This window comes from Bacillus sp. FSL K6-2861, from assembly GCF_038630725.1.
Lineage (GTDB): Bacteria > Bacillota > Bacilli > Bacillales > Bacillaceae > Bacillus > Bacillus velezensis.
This window is the reverse complement of the sequence record NZ_CP152037.1, coordinates 387,651-408,142: the sequence shown is the minus strand read 5'-3', so window position 1 is coordinate 408,142 and position 20,492 is coordinate 387,651. Positions and strand designations below refer to the sequence as shown.

Genomic DNA, 20,492 nt, shown 5'->3' with positions numbered 1-20,492 from the left:
AAAAAGTTATCCTTTACAATTGGGAGCTATTTTTTCTCAATAAAACTACTCAGAAAAGTGGGGAATAAAGAAGATGAAAAAAGCATTATTCGCTTTGTTCATGATGGTCAGCATCGCAATGCTTGCAGCCTGCGGAAACTCACAGGACAGCGGATCTAAGTCAAAAGACGGCGATCTTTGGGCTTCTGTCAAGAAAAAAGGCGTACTGACCGTCGGCACAGAAGGAACGTACGAACCGTTTACCTTCCATGATAAAAAGAGTGACAAACTGACCGGATATGATGTTGAAGTGATTCAAGAAGTCGCGAAACGCCTCGATCTGAAAGCTGACTTCAAAGAAACGCAATGGGACAGCATGTTTGCCGGATTAAACGCGAAACGGTTTGACGTCGTTGCCAACCAAGTCGGCAAAACGGGCCGTGAGAACCAATATGATTTTTCGGATAAATACACAACGTCAAATGCAGTCGTCGTGACGAAAAAAGACAGCACGATTGCGAAAGAGGCTGATGTCAAAGGAAAAACAGCGGCTCAGTCATTAACAAGCAATTACAATAAATTAGCGAAAGAAGCCGGCGCGAAAATTGAAGGCGTTGAAGGCATGGCGCAATCCCTTCAGCTCATTCAGCAGGGCCGCGCTGATCTGACTTACAACGATAAGCTTGCCGTACTGAACTACTTAAAAACGTCCGGCAATAAAAACGTAAAAATCGCGTTTGAAGCAGGCCAGCCGCAGCAGACGTATTTCGCATTCCGAAAAGGAAGCGGCGAACTTGTGACTCACGTCAACAAGGCGTTAAAAGAAATGAAAGAGGACGGGACTCTTTCTAAAATAGCGAAAAAATGGTTCGGCGAAGATGTTTCTAAGTAACATGCCGGAACCCGTGATTGCAACAGCCATTCCTTGGGATCTGGTGCAGCAGTCATTCTGGCCGATTCTTTCCGGGGGAATCTATTACTCGATTCCCCTTACCATTCTTTCCTTTATTTTCGGGATGATCATCGCGCTGATTACGGCGCTCGCCAGAATGTCAAATATGAAACCATTGAGATGGGTGTTCAGCGTATACGTATCAGCGGTGCGCGGCACTCCTCTTCTCGTTCAATTGTTCATCATTTTTTATCTGTTCCCGACATTTAATATTACGCTGGACCCTTTCCCAAGCGCAGTCATCGCGTTTTCATTAAACGTGGGCGCCTACGCTTCTGAAATCATCCGGGCATCTATTTCATCCGTGCCGAAAGGGCAATGGGAAGCCGGTTATACGATCGGCATGACCTATCGCAAGACATTGTTCCGCGTGATCCTGCCGCAGGCGTTTCGCGTGTCCATTCCGCCATTATCAAATACATTTATCAGCCTGATCAAGGATACATCTCTCGCGTCACAGATTCTCGTCGCGGAGTTGTTCAGAAAAGCGCAGGAAATCGGCGCGCAAAACCTTGATCAAATCTTGGTCATCTATATTGAAGCCGCCTTTATTTATTGGATCATCTGCTTCTTGCTGTCAATCGTACAACACGTGATCGAACGGCGTCTCGACCGTTATGTGGCCAAATAAGGAGGTTTCGATATGCTTTCCGTCAAAGGATTAAATAAATCATTCGGACAGAATGAAATTTTAAAAAAGATAGATATGGAGATAGAAAAAGGGAAAGTCATCGCCATTCTGGGGCCGTCCGGTTCAGGAAAAACGACGCTTCTGCGCTGTCTGAACGCGCTTGAGATTCCCAATCGCGGCGAGCTGGCATTCTCCGATTTTTCAATAGATTTCTCCAAAAAAGTGAAGCAGGCTGATATTCTTCGCCTCCGCCGCAAATCAGGCATGGTCTTTCAGGCGTATCATCTGTTTCCTCACCGCACGGCGCTTGAAAACGTCATGGAAGGACCCGTTCAAGTGCAAAAACGCGACAAGGAGCAAGTCAGAAAAGAAGCGATGGAGCTTCTGGAAAAAGTCGGACTGAAAGACAAAATGGATTTATATCCGTTCCAGCTTTCCGGCGGTCAGCAGCAGCGTGTCGGCATCGCCCGCGCGCTTGCGATTCAGCCCGAGCTGATGCTGTTTGACGAACCGACGTCAGCGCTTGATCCGGAGCTGGTCGGCGAGGTGCTCAAAGTGATTAAGGATCTGGCGAACGAAGGCTGGACGATGGTCGTCGTCACCCATGAAATCAAATTCGCGCAGGAAGTGGCCGATGAAGTCATCTTCATTGACGGCGGCGTCATTGTGGAACAAGGACCGCCGGAGCAAATTTTCTCCGCGCCGAAAGAAGAACGCACGCAACGGTTTTTAAATCGTATACTGAATCCTTTGTAGGAGCGGGAGAAGAAGCGAAACACTGATTTCGCTTCTTCTTTTTTTTGGCGGTTATGCTACAATGACAATTAATGAAATTTTATGAAAGAAGGGGCCTCTTTGAAGCGGGAATTCTTGATGCGCTGGACGTTTTATTTTGCCGGTCTGTTAATTTTGTCTTTCGGGGTATCGTTAACCATTAAAGGAAAAGCTCTCGGCATCAGCCCTTGGGATGCCTTTCATTATGGGCTTTTTCAGCATTTCGGGTTTTCTGTCGGCCAATGGTCCATCGTGGTCGGCGCAGTCATCGTGGCTTTAACCTGCCTGTTCACAAGGACACTCCCGAAAATCGGCGCTATCTTAAACATGGTGCTGATGGGAATGTTTATTGATTTCTTTTCGTTTCTGCTTCCTGAGACGCACGCTTTTTCCTTAGCGGCCGTGTTTTTTTCTATCGGATTGCTGCTGATCGGCTGCGGCGTCGGTATTTACGTATCAGCAGGGCTCGGCGCGGGCCCCCGGGACTCTCTGATGATGCTGATATCTGAAAAAACGGGCTGGAACGTGCAATGGGTGCGGAACGGCATTGAGCTGACGATTCTTGCCGCAGCCTGGATGATGGGCGGACCTATCGGTGCCGGAACCATTATTACGGCTGTTTTGACGGGGCTGATTCTGCGTTTTTCTTTGCCGCAGTCCTCTAAACTGTTAACATACGCGATCTCCGGGCGGGCAACGTCCGTTCATTAAAAACAAAGCCGAAACGGTTTTGTTTTTTTATTTTCGGACAGCTTTCGTCTGATATGATAGGATGGTTTTGACAATATTTTCAGACGGAGGATCGGACATGAAGATTTACGGAGTATATATGGACCGCCCGCTTTCTGCAGGGGAAGAGGATCGGATGATGGCGGCCGTGTCCGCCGAAAAGCGGGAAAAATGCCGGCGCTTTTACCATAAGGAGGATGCTCACCGCACCTTGATCGGCGACATGCTGATCCGCACCGCTGCGGCGAAGGCTTACGGACTTGATCCGGCCGGGATTTCATTCAGCGTTCAGGAATACGGAAAGCCGTACATCCCCGCGCTTCCGGACATGCACTTTAATATTTCCCACTCCGGTCGCTGGATCGTGTGCGCCGTTGATTCAAAACCGATCGGCATTGATATTGAAAAAATGAAGCCCGGCACGGTTGATATCGCCAAACGGTTTTTTTCGCCGACGGAATACAGTGATCTGCAAGCGAAACACCCCGATCAGCAGACCGATTATTTTTACCACCTGTGGTCGATGAAAGAAAGCTTTATCAAACAGGCCGGAAAAGGGCTTTCCCTGCCGCTTGATTCATTCAGCGTCCGCCTCAAAGACGACGGCCATGTGTCCATTGAACTTCCGGACGGACATGAACCTTGTTTCATCCGCACATATGAGGCGGACGAGGAGTATAAGCTGGCCGTTTGTGCGGCGCATCCCGATTTTTGTGACGGGATTGAGATGAAAACGTATGAAGAGCTGTTATAAGCAATCCGTCAGCATTTTGATGCCTCGCGTGATATCCCCTGTCTTGACGTTGGACACGTTGAGTTTGATGATATTTTCTTTCGGAAAATCCGATAGGTAATGGCTCTCAATCGGCTCCACCAGCACGCCTTGCGCTTTCAGACGCTGCACAACTCTTGAAGCGGAAAGGCTTTTCTCCAGCACGAGATGGGTATGGATCGACGTTTGCTTTACAGAAAAACCGCCGTACTCCTGCAGCGCGTTTTGGAGCAGCTCGGAACGTGCTCTGTAAGAGGCCCGGATTTTTTCTTTATGCCTTTTGAACATGCCGCTTTTGATATACACTTCAAGGGCCGCTTGGGATATCATCGAACAGTCGATATCGCTCAGCTTTTTATACGTATGGAAAACCGGGGCCAGCGAATCCGGGAGCACAGCCGCTCCAACACGCAGCCCCGGAAAAATCATTTTCGAAAAGCTTTTCAAATAAATCACGCGGGAAGACAGATCGTAGGCGTACAGCGGGTCTGCCTTCTGATTGTCCTCTAAATCTCCTAGGAAATCATCCTCAACCAAATAAACGTCATACGCCTCCGCTAATCGGACAAGCTCTCGTTTTTGCCATTCTGTCAGAGAGCTGCCGAGCGGATTATGAAATCGGGGCATCGTGTAAAAAAACTTAATTTCCTCCGTTTGAAACAGCCGCTCGACTTCCGCCATATCAAGCCCCTCAGCCGTCCGTTTAATGCCGCAGGCGGGAAGGCGCAGCGCTTCAAGCTGCTCCACCATCAGATGATAGCCCGGCTGTTCGATTAAAATCTTCTTTTTTCCGTTCGGAAACGGCATCAGAGACAGCAGGGATAACGCCTGCTGCACACCCGAGGTGATAAAAATGTTCCGCTCTTTTGCAAATACCTGATAATCGGATAACAGCCTCTGAAGCACCCGGATTAAAGACGGAAGCCCCTGCGGCGTGCCGTAAATGAACAAATCATTTTTATACATATCAATGGCTTTGTTGATGCAATGCTGAAAGTCGCGGTACGGAAAAATATCAGGGTCCGGCGCCGAGGCTGCAAAATCAATGATACCTGTTTGTTCTCGCTCCCGCTTTTTTTCATTTTTAATAAGATAGTAGCCGCTTTTCGGCACGGCATAAATAATGTGCCGTTTTTCAAGCTCCTGAAGCGCACGGATGACGGTGCTTTTACTGACGTGAAAACGCTCGGCCAGCTGCCTGATAGAAGGCAGCCGCGCCCCTTCCTGAAAAGTGCCGCCTTCAATGAGACTCTCCACTTCTATCATCACGTTCATATACTTTTCCATGCTGAACCTCCATCTGTACCGGTACAGTTTATCATTATTCTCATTGTACTGCTTCTTCCCTTCCCATACAATAAAAGGGAGCGGCCGGCGCTCGATCTCATTAAAGGAGTTCGTAAAGATGATTAATCAAAACCGTTTGGCTGCTGCTTACCTCGCTGCCATTTTAAATGCGCTGATTATCGGTTTTTCCTTTATATTTGTCAAGATTGCGCTTCAATCCGCCAATCCGTTTGATATATTGGCTCATCGGTTCACAGCGGCCTTCATCTGTGCAATGCTTCCTGTTTTATTCGGCTGGATCAAACTGTCCGTCAGCTGGAAGAATGTGCTGGCGATCTTGCCTTTGGCCCTTTTATATCCGGCTTTGTTTTTCAGTTTTCAGGCGTTCGGCCTTTTGTATTCTTCATCATCGGAAGCCGGTATCATTCAAGCCGCCATCCCGATTTTTACGATGCTGTTTTCGTCTTACTTTTTAAAGGAACGTCCGACATGGGCGCAAAAGGGATTCACATGCCTGTCAGTGGCCGGGGTGGTATTTATTTTCACAATGAAAGGGGTGTCCGCGGAATCGGCGAGTTTTAAAGGTGCTTTCCTGATCCTGTTGTCCGCGCTGTCCTCCGCCCTTTACAATACGGCAGCGAGACGCATGACCCAGCGTTTTTCATTGGGTGAGCTGACCTGGTGCATGTCTGCGATCGGCTTTGCTTCCTTCAACTGCATCGCTCTCTTCCGGCACGGAGCGGAAGGAACGATCGGGCAGTATTTTCTGCCCTTCCGCGATCCCGGTTTTATCGCAGCGATTCTGTATTTAGGCATTTTGTCTTCTCTCATTACATCATTGATGTCAAACTACGCGCTGTCCAAGATTGAAGCGTTTAAGATGAGCGCCTTTAACAATTTGTCCGTCATCGTGACGATGCTTGCGGGTGTCCTCGTTCTCCATGAGTCACTCCGCTGGTATCATATCGCCGGCGCCGTCTGTATCGTCATCGGAGTCTTGGGAAGCAATGCTTCAGGACGGCGGAAAAAAAGCATATTACGACATAGGGGAAAAATGAAAGGAAACGAAGACGGAATATGATCAACACACGAAATGAAAATATCTATCTCGCGGGCTGCTTAACATTTGCCGATGTAAGAAAACACTTTGCTTATCATCAAGGAAAATCCGCGGCTGTCTGTTTTTTGATTATGCTGCTGGCTTCTGCCATCTGTTTTGAAATGAACGGCCCGGTTACAGGCGGCACATGGAGCGTCAGAGCTCTCCTGAATTTCCTTGCAGCTGTGATTCTCTCTTTGGCAGTCACGGTGATCGCAACGGCAATCTCATTCTTCCGTCTTTACAGAACATACAAAACGAATCCGCGGCTGAAATCTGCCAGAAGTATTACGATTCATCAGCTCGGAATCAGCCAAAAACAAAAAAACGCAAGCATTCTTTTTGAATGGGATGAACTGCTCTCGGCTAGGGAGCACAAAGATATGTTTCGATTACAAACATCGGGTTACGGAACACTTCTGCTGCCGAAACGACTTTTCTATTCGCAAAAAGATATCGCCGTTTTCAGGCAAATGCTCCGGGAAAATGTGAATGGGAAAGTAAATGTAACAGAATAAAAGACAAAAAGGAGGGTGTCCCCCTCCTTTTTTGTCAGCCTGATATTTCCGCCTGTTTCTGCAGCTGCTTTGCTTCCTGATAAATTTCTTCGAACAGATCCGCGATGTGTTCCTCTTCAACACATGAAAATGCGATTCGCAAATCGGTTTCATTAATGGATATCGTCCCGATTCCTCTCTTTTCAAGCAACGATACTCTCAATTCGCCGGCGTTTATGTCTTTCAGCCGGACACACATGAAATAACCAGAGTTAAACGGGTAAGGCTTCCATACGTCATCATAGTGCTTGTTTTCTGCAAGAACGGCTTTCACTTTGTCAGCCCGTTTTTTCATGATGTTATATTTCAGCGATTTTTCTTTCTCGTATTCCGGTGACTGCATCGCCCGCAGCATAAACGTTTGGGACGGGTGCGGGGCGCTTGAAATCGTTCCCCTGATAATCCCTTTTGTTTTTTCCTCGAGCACGCGCAGCGCTTTTTCGCTTTTTGTGCTGTACGTAATAAAACCGACGCGGAAGCCCCACGCGTAATTTTCCTTCGTCGCGCCGTCTATTTTCACGCAAAGCACCCGGTCGTGCACTTGGGCGAGTTTGCTGAAGATGGATTCCTGAATGGCCGTTTCATCGTAAAACAGATTGTAATACGCATCGTCTACGAGTACGACAATCTCTTTGCCGGCTTCTGCCGCCTCCAGGATCACGCTGACGATTTCTGCCGCTTCCTCTTCCCCCGGCGTGTAGCCTGTCGGATTATTCGGGAAATTCAGCACGACAATCGCCTTTTCTTCCTGCTTTTTCAGCAGCTCGGACAGCCCCGCCGCATTAAAACGCCCATCCTGCTGAAAAAGCGGGTACGTCTCAATGGATGCCTTGCGCCGGACACCGAAAATGAAATTGTAATTTCCCCAATATTTATCAGGCAGAAGCAGTGTATCCCCTTCATTGACGAACAAGTCGGCGGCGATGCTCAGCCCGTGTGTTAAAGCGTTTGTCACGATCGGCGTGCTGATGTCTTTGCCGGCTAATGAAGGATTTTCGAGACGCATTTTTTTCAGCCATTCCTGTCTGAGCGGCTCTTTTCCCTGCGGCGGAGCATAATCGTAGATATCATCGGGGTTATAGGCGGACAGTGTCTCTTGAATATGGGAAAAGTGCATGGACTCGCCCTGTGAGGTGGCAATCCCGATCGTGGCATTATACTTTCCGGCCTTGGCTTTCGCTTCCGCCGATTGTGTCAGCACCCCTTTCGGATAAAACAACTCTCTGCCCAAATCAGAAAGCATATGAAGCACGTGCGGGTTTTCTTCAGATAATGTTCTGTTCAGCTCTTTTGCTGCATCATTCATGTACGACAATCCCTTCAAAATTATATTCCATCAAATCATAACATAAAATTTTTGATAAATGAGAAAACTCGAGGGCGGATTTTGTTACAAAAAACAGACAGCGAATGCTGTCTGTCATATCCTATAACAATTGGCCTGCAGTGCTCCTGTTAATAATCTCATAGATTCGTTCCGCCACTTTTTCAGTTTCACTTAATATGAACATGTGGCCGTCCGAAAACTCATGAAATACGGGATTGTCGGCCCATTTTTTCCATCCGTCCGCATCTTTGATACATTTTTTATCCTTCCGCCCGTTAAAAACATGGACGGGTGATTGAATGATGTGAGAATCAGACGGACGGAAGCTTTCAAGCGCGCGGTAGTCGGATCTGAAAGAAGGCAAGAAAAATGACATGACCTCCTTATTCTCCACTAACTCCTGCGGCATTCCACCAAGCTCGATAATATGGGCGAGAAATTTTTCATCATCAAGATGAGACACTTTTTTCCTTTCAACATGCGGCGGCTGAATGGCTGAGATGATCACGGCCTGCGGGTAAATGCCCTCCCGCTCCAGCTTTTGCGCCAGCCTGAAAGCGACCATGCCTCCCATACTGTGGCCGAACAGCACAAACGGGCGGTCAGGATGGAGATTCAACTCCTGCTTGTATAAACTGACAAGCTGTTCAAAATCCTCAACGGGGGACATTTGATTTGTTCCGTGTCCCGGCGGTTCCGCGGCAAGCATCTCACACTCACCTTGAAGATAGGTGTGGAGCGGGCGGAATGATGCGGAATAGCCTCCTGCGAACGGAAAACAGATAAGCTGCGTTTTTTCCGTGGTATCGAACGATTTAAAGAGCTGGACCATTGGCGGGCTTCCTCCTTTTCTATCGTGAAGTTGTCAGCTTCAGATGTTCCTTCCTTAGGAATTCGAGCAAATATGCCGCATTCCTTTCGAGACATTCTCCCTGAAGCATTTCTGCGTGAGTACCGCAGCCTTTTTTCACACGGTATTCACCTGTCGTGGCTTCCTCCCACGAAGCGAGCCACGGCGGCATCGCAAAGTCCGGTTCTGACGTTAATAGATCTATATCCGCTTTGACCGTGCCGGTGCTGACGGTATGCACAAAATAAGAATAAAACGCGGTTGTTTTTTTGGCGAGACCTTCTTTGACGGCTTCGTTATTCAGCGCTTCATTGTCCCGGTTTACCTTCATCAGCGCCTGGACATCACTTTCTACGGTGCGGCCTTCTAAGTCGCTGACGCCTTGTTTTTTATAAGAATCAACCATGATCAGCCGCTCCACTTTACGTCCTTCGGCTTCAAGCCGTTTGGCCGTTTCAAAGGCGAGCGTGCAGCCTGCCGAGTATCCGAACATCTTGACCGGTCCTTCCGGCTGGAGCTGATGGATCAGCTCTGTGTAGCGTTCGATGCGGTTGTCTTCCTCGATAAAATCAAACGCACAGATTCGAAAGCCGGACAGCTGTTTTGCCAGCGGCTGGTACATCAGCCCGTAACCGAGAACCGGCGGGAACGCAAACAGTGTGTCAGACTGATTTTTATTCATGATGGTGAGATCTTTCATTCCTTTTTCTTCACCGTGAAGCAGATAACCGGCAATGTCTGCGATTGTCGTCGCTTCGAATAACAGCTGCACCGGAATGTCAGTACCGAGCTCTTTTTTAATGCGCGACGCTGCCGTCATCGCTTTTAAGGAATGGCCTCCGAGCGCGAAGAAATCATCATGAATCCCGATCTGCTGTCTGCCGAGGATGTCGGACCAGATGTGTGCAATCGTTTCTTCCGTCGCGTTTCGAGGCCCGATCCATTCTTTCGCCAGCTGAGTCTGATCCGGTTTCGGCAGCTCCCGTTTATTGACCTTCCCGTTTGTCGTTAACGGAAGCTCCTCTAAGAAAGTAAAGGTTTGCGGCACCATGTAAGCAGGAAGCTGTTTTTTCAGGTGCCTCTTTACGTCTTCAGCTGAAAGCGGCGTCCGGTTCACGAGGTAGGCGTTGATTGATGCATCTCCAGACTCATGGCGATCCGCAACAACGACCGCATCTTTCACACCCGGGTATTCCTGCAGCTGCTTTTCGATTTCTTCAAGCTCAATCCGGTGTCCGCGTATTTTGACCTGGTCGTCAATACGCCCGGCGTATTCAATTGTTCCATCCGGCAGCCAGCGTGCTAAATCCCCTGTGCGGTAAAGCATTTCTCCCGGCTTGAATGGATTTGGGATAAACGTTTGCTTCGTCAGGTCATGACGGTTCAGATACCCTTTTGATACACCCATTCCGCTGATGCACAGTTCACCGACAGCTCCGAACGGCTGAAGCTGATTTTGCCCGTTAAGAATATAAACACTGGCATTGCTGATCGGCTTTCCGATCGGCAATGAGGAAATGGAATCCGGTATATCGTGCACGACGTGAGCTGTCGCAAACACCGTTCCCTCAGTCGGCCCGTAGCAATTAATCAGCTTGCCAGGCCCCATGATCTCAAGCGCCTTTCTGACGTGAGGCACTGACGCGCGCTCACCCCCGAATAACACGCAGCGAAGCGCCTTCAGCCACTCCTCTCCCGCATCGGTGAGAAGATTAAAAAGTGCGGTTGTCGCAAACATGACATTGACATTCTCCTGCCGGATCAGATCAGTGAGCCGTTCTGTATCAAGCAGTGTATGTTCATCTGCGATAATGAGCCGTGCCGCATTCAGTATTGATGCGTAGAAATCAAAGGTAAATGCGTCAAAGGCGTAATTGGAAACAGATAAGAACGTATCTTTTTCAGAAAATGCCATGTAGTCTACATGCTTGACCAATCCTTGAATATTGGCATGAGTGGTGATATTGCCCTTCGGCTTTCCGGTTGTGCCGGACGTATACATAATATACGCCGGATCATCGGGATCAATTGCGGCTGCAGGATCGCTTGCCTGTTCCTCAAACCGTGCTCGATCATCGATGATGAGTGTTGTTCCTGTATACGGCAGCTGAGCCGCTTTTTCTTTCATCTCCTGATGTGTCAGCAGACAGGCTGCCGCACTGTCAGCCAGCATGTACGAGATTCGGTCCTCCGGCAGCTTCGGATCAACCGGCAGATAAGCCGCTCCCGCTTTTAATACGCCGAGAATGCCGATCACCAGCTCAAGCGAGCGCTTCGTGTATAACGCGACAACGGTGTCCTTACCCGCGCCTTGCTTTTGCAAACGGCGCGCAAGACGGTTCGCTTCCTCATCTAATTCACGATAGGAAAGAGTCTGGCCGGAATACGTAAGCGCCGGTGCATCTGGATTTACATTCACCGCTTCCTTGAACCAATCTGTCAGAGGCTTCGCCTGATGAGTCTGAGCCGGCGGGTTTAAGCCGGTAAGCAGAAGCTCTCTTTCCTTTTCATCAACAAGTCTGATCGTATTGACAGGCTGATCCGGCTTCTGGATGAGCTGCTGAATCGCTGTGAGAAGCTGAGATTTTAAGCGCAGGATAAACGCCTCATCAAACACATTCCCGTTATAGGCAAGCTTAATCAGCATCTCATCACCTGGAGAAGCCATCAGGTTGAGATCATAATTCGATTTCTCAAAAACATGGACGTCCTCCATATCAAAGCCGTTTTCACTGTTTTCTTCATTTTTTGCATCCTGAAGCGGATAATTTTCAAACACAATGATGTGGTCAATCAGCTTTGGCTGATCGGCCTGGCTTTGGATATCATAGAGCGGCACATATTGATGCGGCTCAGACTGCAGCGATTGTTCCTGCAGCTGCTTGAGCAAGCCGTTAAATGTGGTATCCTCAGATAGCTTCACCCGCCTCGGGACAGCATTGATAAACAGCCCAACCATATGTTCAACGCCTTTGATTTCTGCGGGACGCCCGGAAACGACTGTGCCGAAGATCAAATCGCCGGACTGCTGGTAGCGGCTGATTAATACACTCCAAACCGCCTGAAGCGCCGTACTCAAAGTGGTATGCTGCGATTTTGCAAGCTCGGTAAATGCTTTTGTTTCCGCCTCCGGCAGTGAGAAGAGCAGCTCTTTCGGCTCATAGCCGTCCTTTTGTTTCTTTCTTTGCTCCGCAAATGTCGTTTGTCCTTCAAAATCTTCTAAGTACCCGCGCCAGTAATGCAGTGATGCTTGTTTATCCTGCTTTTCAAGCCACTTGATATAGTCTTTATACGGTTTGACCGGCGGCAGGCTGTACGGCTTTTGTTCGCGCAGGGCATTGTATACCTTAAACAGATCCTGCACGACGATGCCGAAGCACCAGCCGTCCAAAATGATGTGGTGGTAGCTCCACACCCATTCAAAGCTTTCTTCCGATTTTTTAAAAATGGCTGCCCGCATCGGAATATCCCGCGTCAAATCAAAGCCCTTGATCTTATCCTGTTCTTTGTATTCATTGATTTTGGCTGTTTGCTCGCTGTCCGTTACATGTGTCAGATCGATTTCTTCTATCTGAAACTGCCGTTTTTTCAATACGACTTGGACCGGCCTTTTTACTTTTTCGTGAATGAACACGGTACGAAATACATCGTACCGGTCCATGATCACATTCATGCTTTCTTCAAGACATCTGATATTCAAGCTGCCTTTTACTTTCATTGTCATTTGTTCGATGTAAAAACTTTGGCCGGGATTCAGGAGAGTATGAAACAGCATTCCCTCCTGCATCGGCGACAAATAATACATGTCCTGAACCTGATCTTTGCTGAATTGGCTCATCTGCTCCGCTCCCCCCTTCTGTTAACTGTTTTTGTCACGTTAAATTCTCCTCAAGCATGTCAAAGATGTCTCCCATTTCATCCATCTCAAGATCCTGCGCGCTGAAATCGCTCGGCGTAAATTCTTTCTCCTCTTTGGCTGTGCAATGGCGGATGATCATTAAGAGATTGTCTTTAAACCGCTGCATCTGTGTTTCGACGGTGCTTCTTTCATATTCTTCCTGATTGTATGAGCAGGAAATGACGAAGCGGCCGCCTGTAACCATCCCGCTGAAGCTCAGTGCGTATAACGCCTCTGACTCTTCGCTGACTTGACGTCCCATATCATATGGAGACGGCTCAAACCATTCCGTTTTCACTTCATTGTCAAACTGCCCCAAGTAGTTAAAACTGATTTCAGGCGTGACGCCTTTTTCTGCTTCATCGGATGACAGATACCGGAGAATCCCGTATCCTACACCTTTATCAGGAACGCGCCGCACCGTCTCTTTTACCGTTTTAATGACGGAAGAGATGCCGTCTTCCTTGCTGATCTGCAGAATCAAAGGATATTGGGCCGTAAACCAGCCGACCGTCCGTGAAATATTGACATTCGGTATGATTTCCTCCCGGCCGTGTCCTTCTAAGTTGATGCCGACTTTGCCGTTTTCCGTCCATTCACCGATCGTTAAGCCGAGCGCGCTGAGCAGAATGTCGTTGATTTCCGTTCCGTACGGATGATGAACATCTGTGAGCAGCTGTGCCGTTTCTTCCTCAGTCAATTCACATTTCACGGCCGCCGTATGTTTGACGAGCCGCTTGTTCGGATCATGGTCTTTGGGCAGCGGCCGGAGTTCTTCCGCATCTGCCTGCGCCCAATAATCCGTCTGCTTTTTCAGCTCTTCTGATTGCGCAAACGTGTTCAGCGCCTCCGCCCAATCTTTAAAGGAGTGGGTTTTTTGCGGGAGGACGATGCTGTTTTGCTGCTGCGCCTGTTTATAACCTGAAGCGAAATCCTCAAGCAGAATTCTCCATGAAACCCCGTCCACGACGAGATGGTGAATCGCGATTAACAGATGATCGCCTTGTTCTGTCCGGTATTGCTCCGCTTTTAACAGCGGGCCGTTCTCCAGATCCAGACTTCCCTGAAGATGATCGGCAAGCCGCTGAATCTGGCTTTTCAGCATATCCTCGTCAGTTCCGTACAGATCAACGATTTCAAAGCTTGCCTTGCATTCTGTGACAGGGAGGTATGTCTGAATGATGCCTTCCCTTTCTTCACGGTAAACCATGCGGAGCGCGTCATGGTGTTCAATCAATGCTTGCAGGGTTTTTTCCACCAGGTCCGGATCAAAGCCGTCTTTCGCGTGAAGCATGACGGATTGGTTCCAGTGGTGTTTGTCCGTGAAGTTTTTCTCAAAGAACCAGCGCTGGATCGGCGTTAAGTCCGCTTCGCCTTCGACAGGGCCCTGGTCGGCCTGCTTGCCTTCCGTCCGCTCCACATAGGAGACGAGCTCTTCGATGGTCGGGTGCTGGAAGAGATCTTTCATCTCCAGCTTGTAGCCGTGCTGGTTCAGACGGCTCGCCATTTGGATGCCTTTGATCGAGTCGCCGCCGAGCGTGAAGAAATTATCGCTTACGCCGATCTGGTCAAGACCGAGCACTTCCTGCCAAATGTCGGAAAGCAGCGTCTCCATCTCCGTTTCCGGCGCTTTGTATGCCGCGCTTCCCGCTTCAATATCCGGTTCCGGCAGGGCTTTTTTGTCAATCTTTCCGTTCGCGGTGACCGGAAGCTCGTCCATCTCCACCCAGAACGCCGGCACCATGTAGTCAGGCAGCGTGTCTTTCAGCGCGGACTTGAGCGCTTCAATATCGTCCTGCTGAGGCGCGACATAGGCGCAAAGCGCGGTATTGCCCGCTTTGTCTTCCACGGCCGTCACCGCTGCGTCATGAACGTCCGCAAGCTGGGCGAGGCGGACTTCGATTTCTGAAAGCTCGATCCGGTAGCCCCGCACTTTGACCTGCTGGTCGATACGGCCGATGTATTCGATGCCGCACTTCGCGTTCCATTTGACGAGGTCGCCGGTCCGGTACATGCGCTCTCCGGACACGAACGGATCTGCGGTAAACCGCTTCGCCGTTTCTTCTTCACGGTTCAGGTATCCGCGCGCAAGACCGCGGCCGGCCACGCACAATTCACCGGCAATGCCTTCCGGCTGCACCTGATCGCCGTCGCCGAGAATATAAACTCTCGTATTGGCAATCGCCCGTCCGATCGAAAGCGATCCTTCCTCCGGATTGATGACGCCGCTTGTCGCGACGACGGTGTTTTCCGTCGGGCCGTAGTTGTTGACGATCGTGTAAGGCTGTTTCACCGCCCGCTTCAGCTTGTCGCCGCCGACGAGAAGCATGCGGAGAGAGGTATTTTCCAGCTCCATAAATTGTTCGGCCAGCTGCGTCGGCAGGAAGGTGATGGTCACGCCGTTCTCCTCGAAATAGTGATTTAAGCGGGTGATATCCAGCCGGATCGCTTCGTCAATGACGTGAAGCTCCGCGCCGATGGTCCATGTCGGGAACATCTCCCAGATGGAGGCGTCAAAACCGAAGCCCGCGTATTTGGCGCTTTTATCATCCGCCGTCATGGCGAATGCGTCGTGATGCCAGAAGCACAGGTTCACCAGCGCATGGTGTTCGACCATGACACCCTTCGGCTGTCCGGTCGTTCCTGACGTGTAAATCATATAAGCGAGATGATCTGCCGTTGTTTCCGTCTGCGGGTTCGCTTCATCGTTTTCATCAAGCGGCAGGCTCAGAATGGAGCGGCTGCCGTCAAGCAGAATCGTTTCTCCGTTGTAGCTTTCCGGCACGTCCAGCGCTTCCTGTGTGAGAAGAAGCTTGGCCCCGCTGTCCTGCAGAATGTAGCTGATGCGCTCTTCCGGGTAGTCGGGGTCAATCGGCACAAATGCCGCGCCTGCTTTCAAGACGCCGAGTACGCCCGCGGCCATTTCCAAGGACGGTTTCGTCAAAATGCCGACACGTTCGTCAGCCGTGACGCCGCAGTCCATGAGAATGCGCGCGATGCGGTTCGCCCTTGCGTTCAGCTCGCCGTACGTCCATTTCGCGCCGTTATATGCCGCGGCCGGCCGGTTCGCGTAGCGGGCGGCCGTTTCTTCAAAGAGACGGTGAACCGTTTTGTCCCGCGGTACAGAAAGTGTTTTTCCTTTCCATGCGTCAAGGAGAGCTTGTTTTTCAGCATCGCTGATCAGTGAAATCTCAGGCAGCTTTCTGTCCGGACTTTCTGCCGCTTGCTTCAGAATCCGCAGGAACCCGGCGCTCCACTTTTCAATTGTTTCTTTTTTAAACAGATCAGTCGCATATTCAAACTGAAGGCCGAGACCTTCTTGATCCGTAAAGCCGCCGAGTGTCAGATCGAATTTCGCCGTGCCTTGGTTTGACTCATACGGAGTGATGCGCAGGTTCTCCAGTTCCAGTGTTTCTTTATCCGGATCTTCTGTCGTCACCATAACCTGGAACAACGGGTTGCGGCTCATATCTCTCGGCAGGTCAAGCTTTCCGATCAGATCCTCAAACGGATAATCCTGATGCGCCAGCGCGTCGAGATTGGTTTGTTTCACTCGTTCGAGCAGCCCGGCGAAGGTCTGCTCTTTTCGCGTTTCATTGCGAAGCGCAAGCGTATTGACAAACATCCCCGGCATTTCCTGAACTTCGGCGCTCGTTCTTCCGGCGGTCACCGAGCCGATAATGATATCGCGCTGCCCCGTGATTTTGCTCAAAAAGACATGGAACGCGGCGTGAAGCACCATATGAAGAGTCGCTCCCGATGATTCCATTAATTCACGCACCGCTTTTTCCGTTTCACGCCCCGCTCTGAAACGGACGGATTGTCCTTTAAAACTTTGAATCGGCGGACGGGGGAAATCGGTCGGCAGATTCAATTCAGGAAGCTCGCCGGAAAATGCGGAGAGCCAATAACGCTCATGGTCTTTCATCCGTTCGGCCTGCTCGGGTTCATTCTGCCAGACGGCGAAGTCTTTATAGTGCAGGTTCGGCGACGGCAGGCTTCCGCCTTTGTAAAGATGAGCGAGCTCTTTGACCAGCATGCTTCTGGACACGCCGTCGGCAATAATATGATGCATATCCAGCAGCAGCAGGTGTTTCTTTTCATTCAGTCTGACAAGAGCGGCCCGAATGAGCGGAGCCGCACTCAGATCGAACGGCTTAATGAATGCCTGAATGATAAGATCCGCTTTCTCCTCGTCCGCTGCTTCAAAGATGTGCAGGTCAATGTCAGCCTGTTCTGCGATCTGCTGCATCGGGCGGCCGTTTTGATCGATAAAGGACGTCCGCAAAGACTCGTGGCGATTGATCATCTGATTGAGCGCTTCCTGAAGCCTTGAAATATTGACTTCTCCTTCCATCAGAAGAACGGACGGCATATTATAACTGATTGTCTCCCGGTCAAGCTGGTTCAGGACGTACATCCGTTTTTGGGCGGATGATAACGGATACGCGTCTGCACTGTCGGCCGGTGAGATCATCCGATATCCCTCAGATACCGCTGATTTTTCGATATATGCGGCAAGCAGGCGGACAGTCGGCTGTTCGAACAGCGCTTTTAACGGAACCGTTTTGTCCAGTTCAGCCTGAATATTGGCGAGGAGCATCATGCCTTTTAAAGAGTGCCCGCCGTAATCGAAGAAATTATCGTCGATGCCGAGCGTATCCGTACCGAGTGTCTGTTTCCAAATGCGGCACAGCTTTTCCTCCAATTCCGTTTCCGGCAAGGCTGAAGCTGTTTGCGCCGTTTGGCTGACGCCCGGTTTCGGAAGGGCGTTTTTATCGGTTTTTCCGTTGGCTGTGAGCGGAATGCGGTCTACTTGTATGAAATAAGCCGGAAGCATATGAGACGGCAGTGTTTCGGAAAGCCGTTTGCGAAGCTCAGAGCCTTTCAGCTCGCTGTCGGCTTTATAATACGCGCACAGTTCCGGCAGCCCGCCTTCGCTGACTGCGAGAACGACCGCCTCCTGAATGCCGTTTACGCTTAACAGCACAGTTTCAACCTCTTTTAATTCAATGCGGTAGCCCCGGATTTTCACCTGATCATCCGCACGGCCGATAAATTCAATCGTCCCGTCAGGAAGCCTGCGGACGACATCTCCCGTTTTGTACATGAGGCTGTCCGGTGAAAAAGGATTTGAGAGAAATTTCTCCGCCGTCAGCTGCGGACGGTGAAGATATCCTCTGGCAAGCCCCTTCCCGGTAATATAAAGCTCGCCGCTTGCGCCCGGAGGAACGAGCTGCATTGCTCCGTCCAATACAAGCGCGCCGGTATTCGCGATCGGGCGGCCGATGACGGGACGCTGTTCATATTGATCAAGGCGCTCCATATTGATCCGTCCGGCAATGGCGCCGATCGTCGTTTCCGTCGGCCCGTAGTGATTGATGAAGTCGGTATGGGCGTATACGTCATGAAACTTGCGGACATCGGACGTGATGATCTTTTCTCCGCCGAGCACCACTAAACGAAGCGGGCTGAAACGGCGTTCTGACGTAAAACGGGCTGTATTGACGATCATATGGAACAATGACGGCGTCAGTTTCATATACGTAATGCCGTTTTTCTGTATATACTCACCAAGCTGATCAGGCGCGGTGTACGTCTCTTTCGGCACAATGTGCAGCTCTCCGCCCGCCTGAAGAATCGGGAATATAGCCGTATAGCCGAGATCAAATGCGTAAGAAGACAGCAGCACGGATTTGTCAGCTTCGGTCAAACCGGCTTCACGGCTGAACCATGTGACATAATTGATTAGATTGCGGTGCTCCAGCTGGACGCCTTTCGGTTTGCCCGTTGTTCCCGAGGTATAAATGATATATGCAAGCTGGTCGGCGCCGGGCTCCGTTTCAAGCCGGTCGGCGCTTTCGTTCTGCCATTCTCCGTCTTCCATTACGACCGTTTTTCCTTTATAAACGGCGGCCGCGGTCATGTTTCTCTCATTGACGACCAGAAGCTTCGTTCCGCTGTCTTCAAGAGAGTAGCGGATTCTCTCTTCAGGAGTCTCCGGATCAATCGGGAGAAATGCCGCTCCGGCTTTCATGACACCGAGAATCGCGGTAATCAAGTCGGCCGAACGATCCATCATAATGGCCACGATGTCCTCACTGCCCGTTCCGCAAGCCTGAAGGTGGCGGGCAAACCGGTTCGAGCGTTCATCAAGCTCACGATATGTCAGACTTATTCCGCCCGCAACCGCCGTGAGATCAGGCGTTTTTTGCGCTTGCCGTTCAAACAGCGAAACAAAAGTGCCCTCAGGCAGATCCGCCTCCGTACGTTTTTCATCAGAAAGGAGCGCTTCCCGTTCAGGAGCGGACAGCAGGCTTGCATCGGCCAGCTGAATATCCGGATTTTCAGCGCAGGCTTTAATCAGATTGACAAAATGAGCGCTCCAGCGGCGGATGGTTTCGTCCGCAAATAAGGCTTTCGCGTAATCAAAGCTCAATCCGACCTCTTCTCCGCGCTCAGCCGCTTCTAAGGAAAGATCAAATTTAGCGACATGATGATGCATGGAGTATGAAGAAATCTCCAAATCTCCGAGCCGCAGGTCCGGGATCTCCATGTTCTGCATATTAAATAACACGCTGAACAGCGGACTCCGGCTTGTGTCCCTCGTTAACGGCAGTTTTTCAATTAATTCTTCAAGCGGATAGCTTTGATGCTCAAAAGCTTGAAGGCTCGCCGTTTTCACCTCATCCAGAAATTGTTTGAACGTTTTTTTGCCGGCAGGATGCGACCGAAGCGCAACTGTGTTGACAAACATGCCCGGCACGTCTTGGAGATCAGGATGCTGTCTTCCGGCCGCCGGAGACCCGACTATGATGTCTTCCTGCCCCGAATATTTGGACAGCAGCACTTGAAAAGCGGCTAACAAGAACATGTACATCGTCGTATCCGTATCAGCCAGCAGCTTCTTAATCTGCGCCGTCACCTGTTTATCAAGCCCGAAGATGACGCGTTCCCCTTCAAAACTGCGCTCGGCAGGACGCGGGAAATCAAGCGGCAGATCCAGCACCGGCAGATCGCCTTTGAACGTATCAAGCCAGTAGGCTTCGTGCTGATCGAGACTTGCTTTTTCACGCTGCCAGACTGAAAAATCCTTATAATGAATCTTTGGCAGCGCAAGCTCCGTGCCTTGATAAAGCTTCGCAAGATCACCGATGAAAATGCCCATTGAGCTTCCGTCCGTAATAATGTGGTGCATGTCAATCAGCAGAAGATGCCGGTCTTCTTCAAGCCGGATCAGCTTCGAACGGACAAGCGGCGCGCGGTTGAGCGCAAACGGCCTGATAAAGGCTTTTGTCAGCTCTTCTGCATCTTCTTCCCGGCCCTCGGCGGTTTCAAGCTCAAACGACACATTTTTGTGAATGGTCTGCACGACTTCTCCCTCTGCCATGTCAAACGACGTACGCAGTGTCTCATGACGGTTGATTAATGCCTGCATGGCCTCCTCAAGACGCTTTTTGTCTACTGACCCTTCCAGCAAAAGTACAGCAGGGACGTTGTAGCTCGTGCTTGCCTGTCCGAGCTGATTAAGGATATACATCCTGCGCTGTGCTGAGGAAACAGGATAATGCTTCTGATAAGGCGCTTGTCGGATCGGTTCAAACTGCTGCTCCTCCTCGCTCTCATGCTGCAAATAA

Annotated in this window: 12 protein-coding genes and 1 pseudogene; 7 read left to right on the top strand and 6 right to left on the bottom strand. The window is 50.2% G+C overall.

Going from position 1 to position 20,492, the window contains the following annotated elements; genetic code table 11:
* The first annotated feature begins 73 nt into the window (after positions 1-73).
* The 5 genes from tcyA (at position 74) to NYE62_RS01890 (ending at position 3,819) form a co-directional block, all read left to right on the top strand.
* Positions 74-871, top strand: coding sequence for a cystine ABC transporter substrate-binding lipoprotein TcyA (tcyA, locus tag NYE62_RS01910; protein WP_015416795.1), 798 nt, complete (start codon positions 74-76; stop codon positions 869-871).
* Positions 858-1,562, top strand: coding sequence for an amino acid ABC transporter permease (locus NYE62_RS01905; protein WP_003156375.1), 705 nt, complete (start codon positions 858-860; stop codon positions 1,560-1,562). Before tcyA ends, NYE62_RS01905 begins: the two co-directional genes overlap by 14 nt.
* Before the next feature lie 12 nt (positions 1,563-1,574).
* Positions 1,575-2,318 carry a cystine ABC transporter ATP-binding protein TcyC gene (gene tcyC / locus NYE62_RS01900; protein ID WP_007410246.1) on the top strand — a complete coding sequence of 248 codons (744 nt, stop codon included), beginning with the start codon at positions 1,575-1,577 and terminating at the stop codon, positions 2,316-2,318.
* 99 nt (positions 2,319-2,417) lie between these two features.
* On the top strand, positions 2,418-3,047 hold the full coding sequence (locus tag NYE62_RS01895; RefSeq protein WP_039252812.1) for a YitT family protein: 630 nt from the start codon (positions 2,418-2,420) through the stop codon (positions 3,045-3,047).
* Positions 3,048-3,144: 97 nt separating this feature from the next.
* The gene (locus tag NYE62_RS01890) at positions 3,145-3,819 is read left to right on the top strand and encodes a 4'-phosphopantetheinyl transferase superfamily protein (protein ID WP_039252813.1); all 675 of its coding nucleotides are present in this window, start codon (positions 3,145-3,147) and stop codon (positions 3,817-3,819) included.
* Here the strand turns inward: NYE62_RS01890 and NYE62_RS01885 are convergent.
* Positions 3,814-5,124, bottom strand: coding sequence for a PLP-dependent aminotransferase family protein (locus tag NYE62_RS01885; protein WP_095352410.1), 1,311 nt, complete (start codon positions 5,122-5,124; stop codon positions 3,814-3,816). The two genes, NYE62_RS01890 and NYE62_RS01885, sit on opposite strands and share 6 nt — an antisense overlap.
* Positions 5,125-5,245: 121 nt before the next feature.
* Here NYE62_RS01885 and NYE62_RS01880 point away from each other — a divergent pair, with 121 nt between their 5' ends.
* A complete protein-coding gene (locus tag NYE62_RS01880; protein WP_059366607.1) occupies positions 5,246-6,205 on the top strand; it encodes a DMT family transporter in 960 nt (319 codons plus the stop codon).
* Entirely contained in the window at positions 6,202-6,741 is a 540-nt protein-coding gene (locus NYE62_RS01875; protein WP_241457881.1) for a YcxB family protein, read from the top strand. Before NYE62_RS01880 ends, NYE62_RS01875 begins: the two co-directional genes overlap by 4 nt.
* A gap of 34 nt (positions 6,742-6,775) precedes the next feature.
* Here the strand turns inward: NYE62_RS01875 and NYE62_RS01870 are convergent, their stop codons facing one another.
* The 5 genes and pseudogenes from NYE62_RS01870 to comS form a co-directional block, all read right to left on the bottom strand.
* Positions 6,776-8,086: an aminotransferase class I/II-fold pyridoxal phosphate-dependent enzyme gene (locus NYE62_RS01870; protein ID WP_342497195.1), complete on the bottom strand. Its 1,311-nt coding sequence runs from the start codon at positions 8,084-8,086 to the stop codon at positions 6,776-6,778.
* A 121-nt stretch (positions 8,087-8,207) separates the two neighbouring features.
* The gene (gene srfAD, locus NYE62_RS01865; protein WP_064115814.1) at positions 8,208-8,939 is read right to left on the bottom strand and encodes a surfactin biosynthesis thioesterase SrfAD; all 732 of its coding nucleotides are present in this window, start codon (positions 8,937-8,939) and stop codon (positions 8,208-8,210) included.
* A gap of 19 nt (positions 8,940-8,958) precedes the next feature.
* Entirely contained in the window at positions 8,959-12,795 is a 3,837-nt protein-coding gene (gene srfAC / locus NYE62_RS01860; RefSeq protein WP_342497194.1) for a surfactin non-ribosomal peptide synthetase SrfAC, read from the bottom strand.
* Positions 12,796-12,829: 34 nt separating this feature from the next.
* Positions 12,830-20,371, bottom strand: a pseudogene (srfAB, locus tag NYE62_RS01855) (surfactin non-ribosomal peptide synthetase SrfAB); the annotation flags it as partial.
* Entirely contained in the window at positions 20,317-20,481 is a 165-nt protein-coding gene (gene comS / locus NYE62_RS01850) for a competence protein ComS (protein ID WP_269461319.1), read from the bottom strand. The pseudogene srfAB and the gene comS, both read right to left, overlap by 55 nt.
* Between the last annotated feature and the right edge of the window lie 11 nt (positions 20,482-20,492).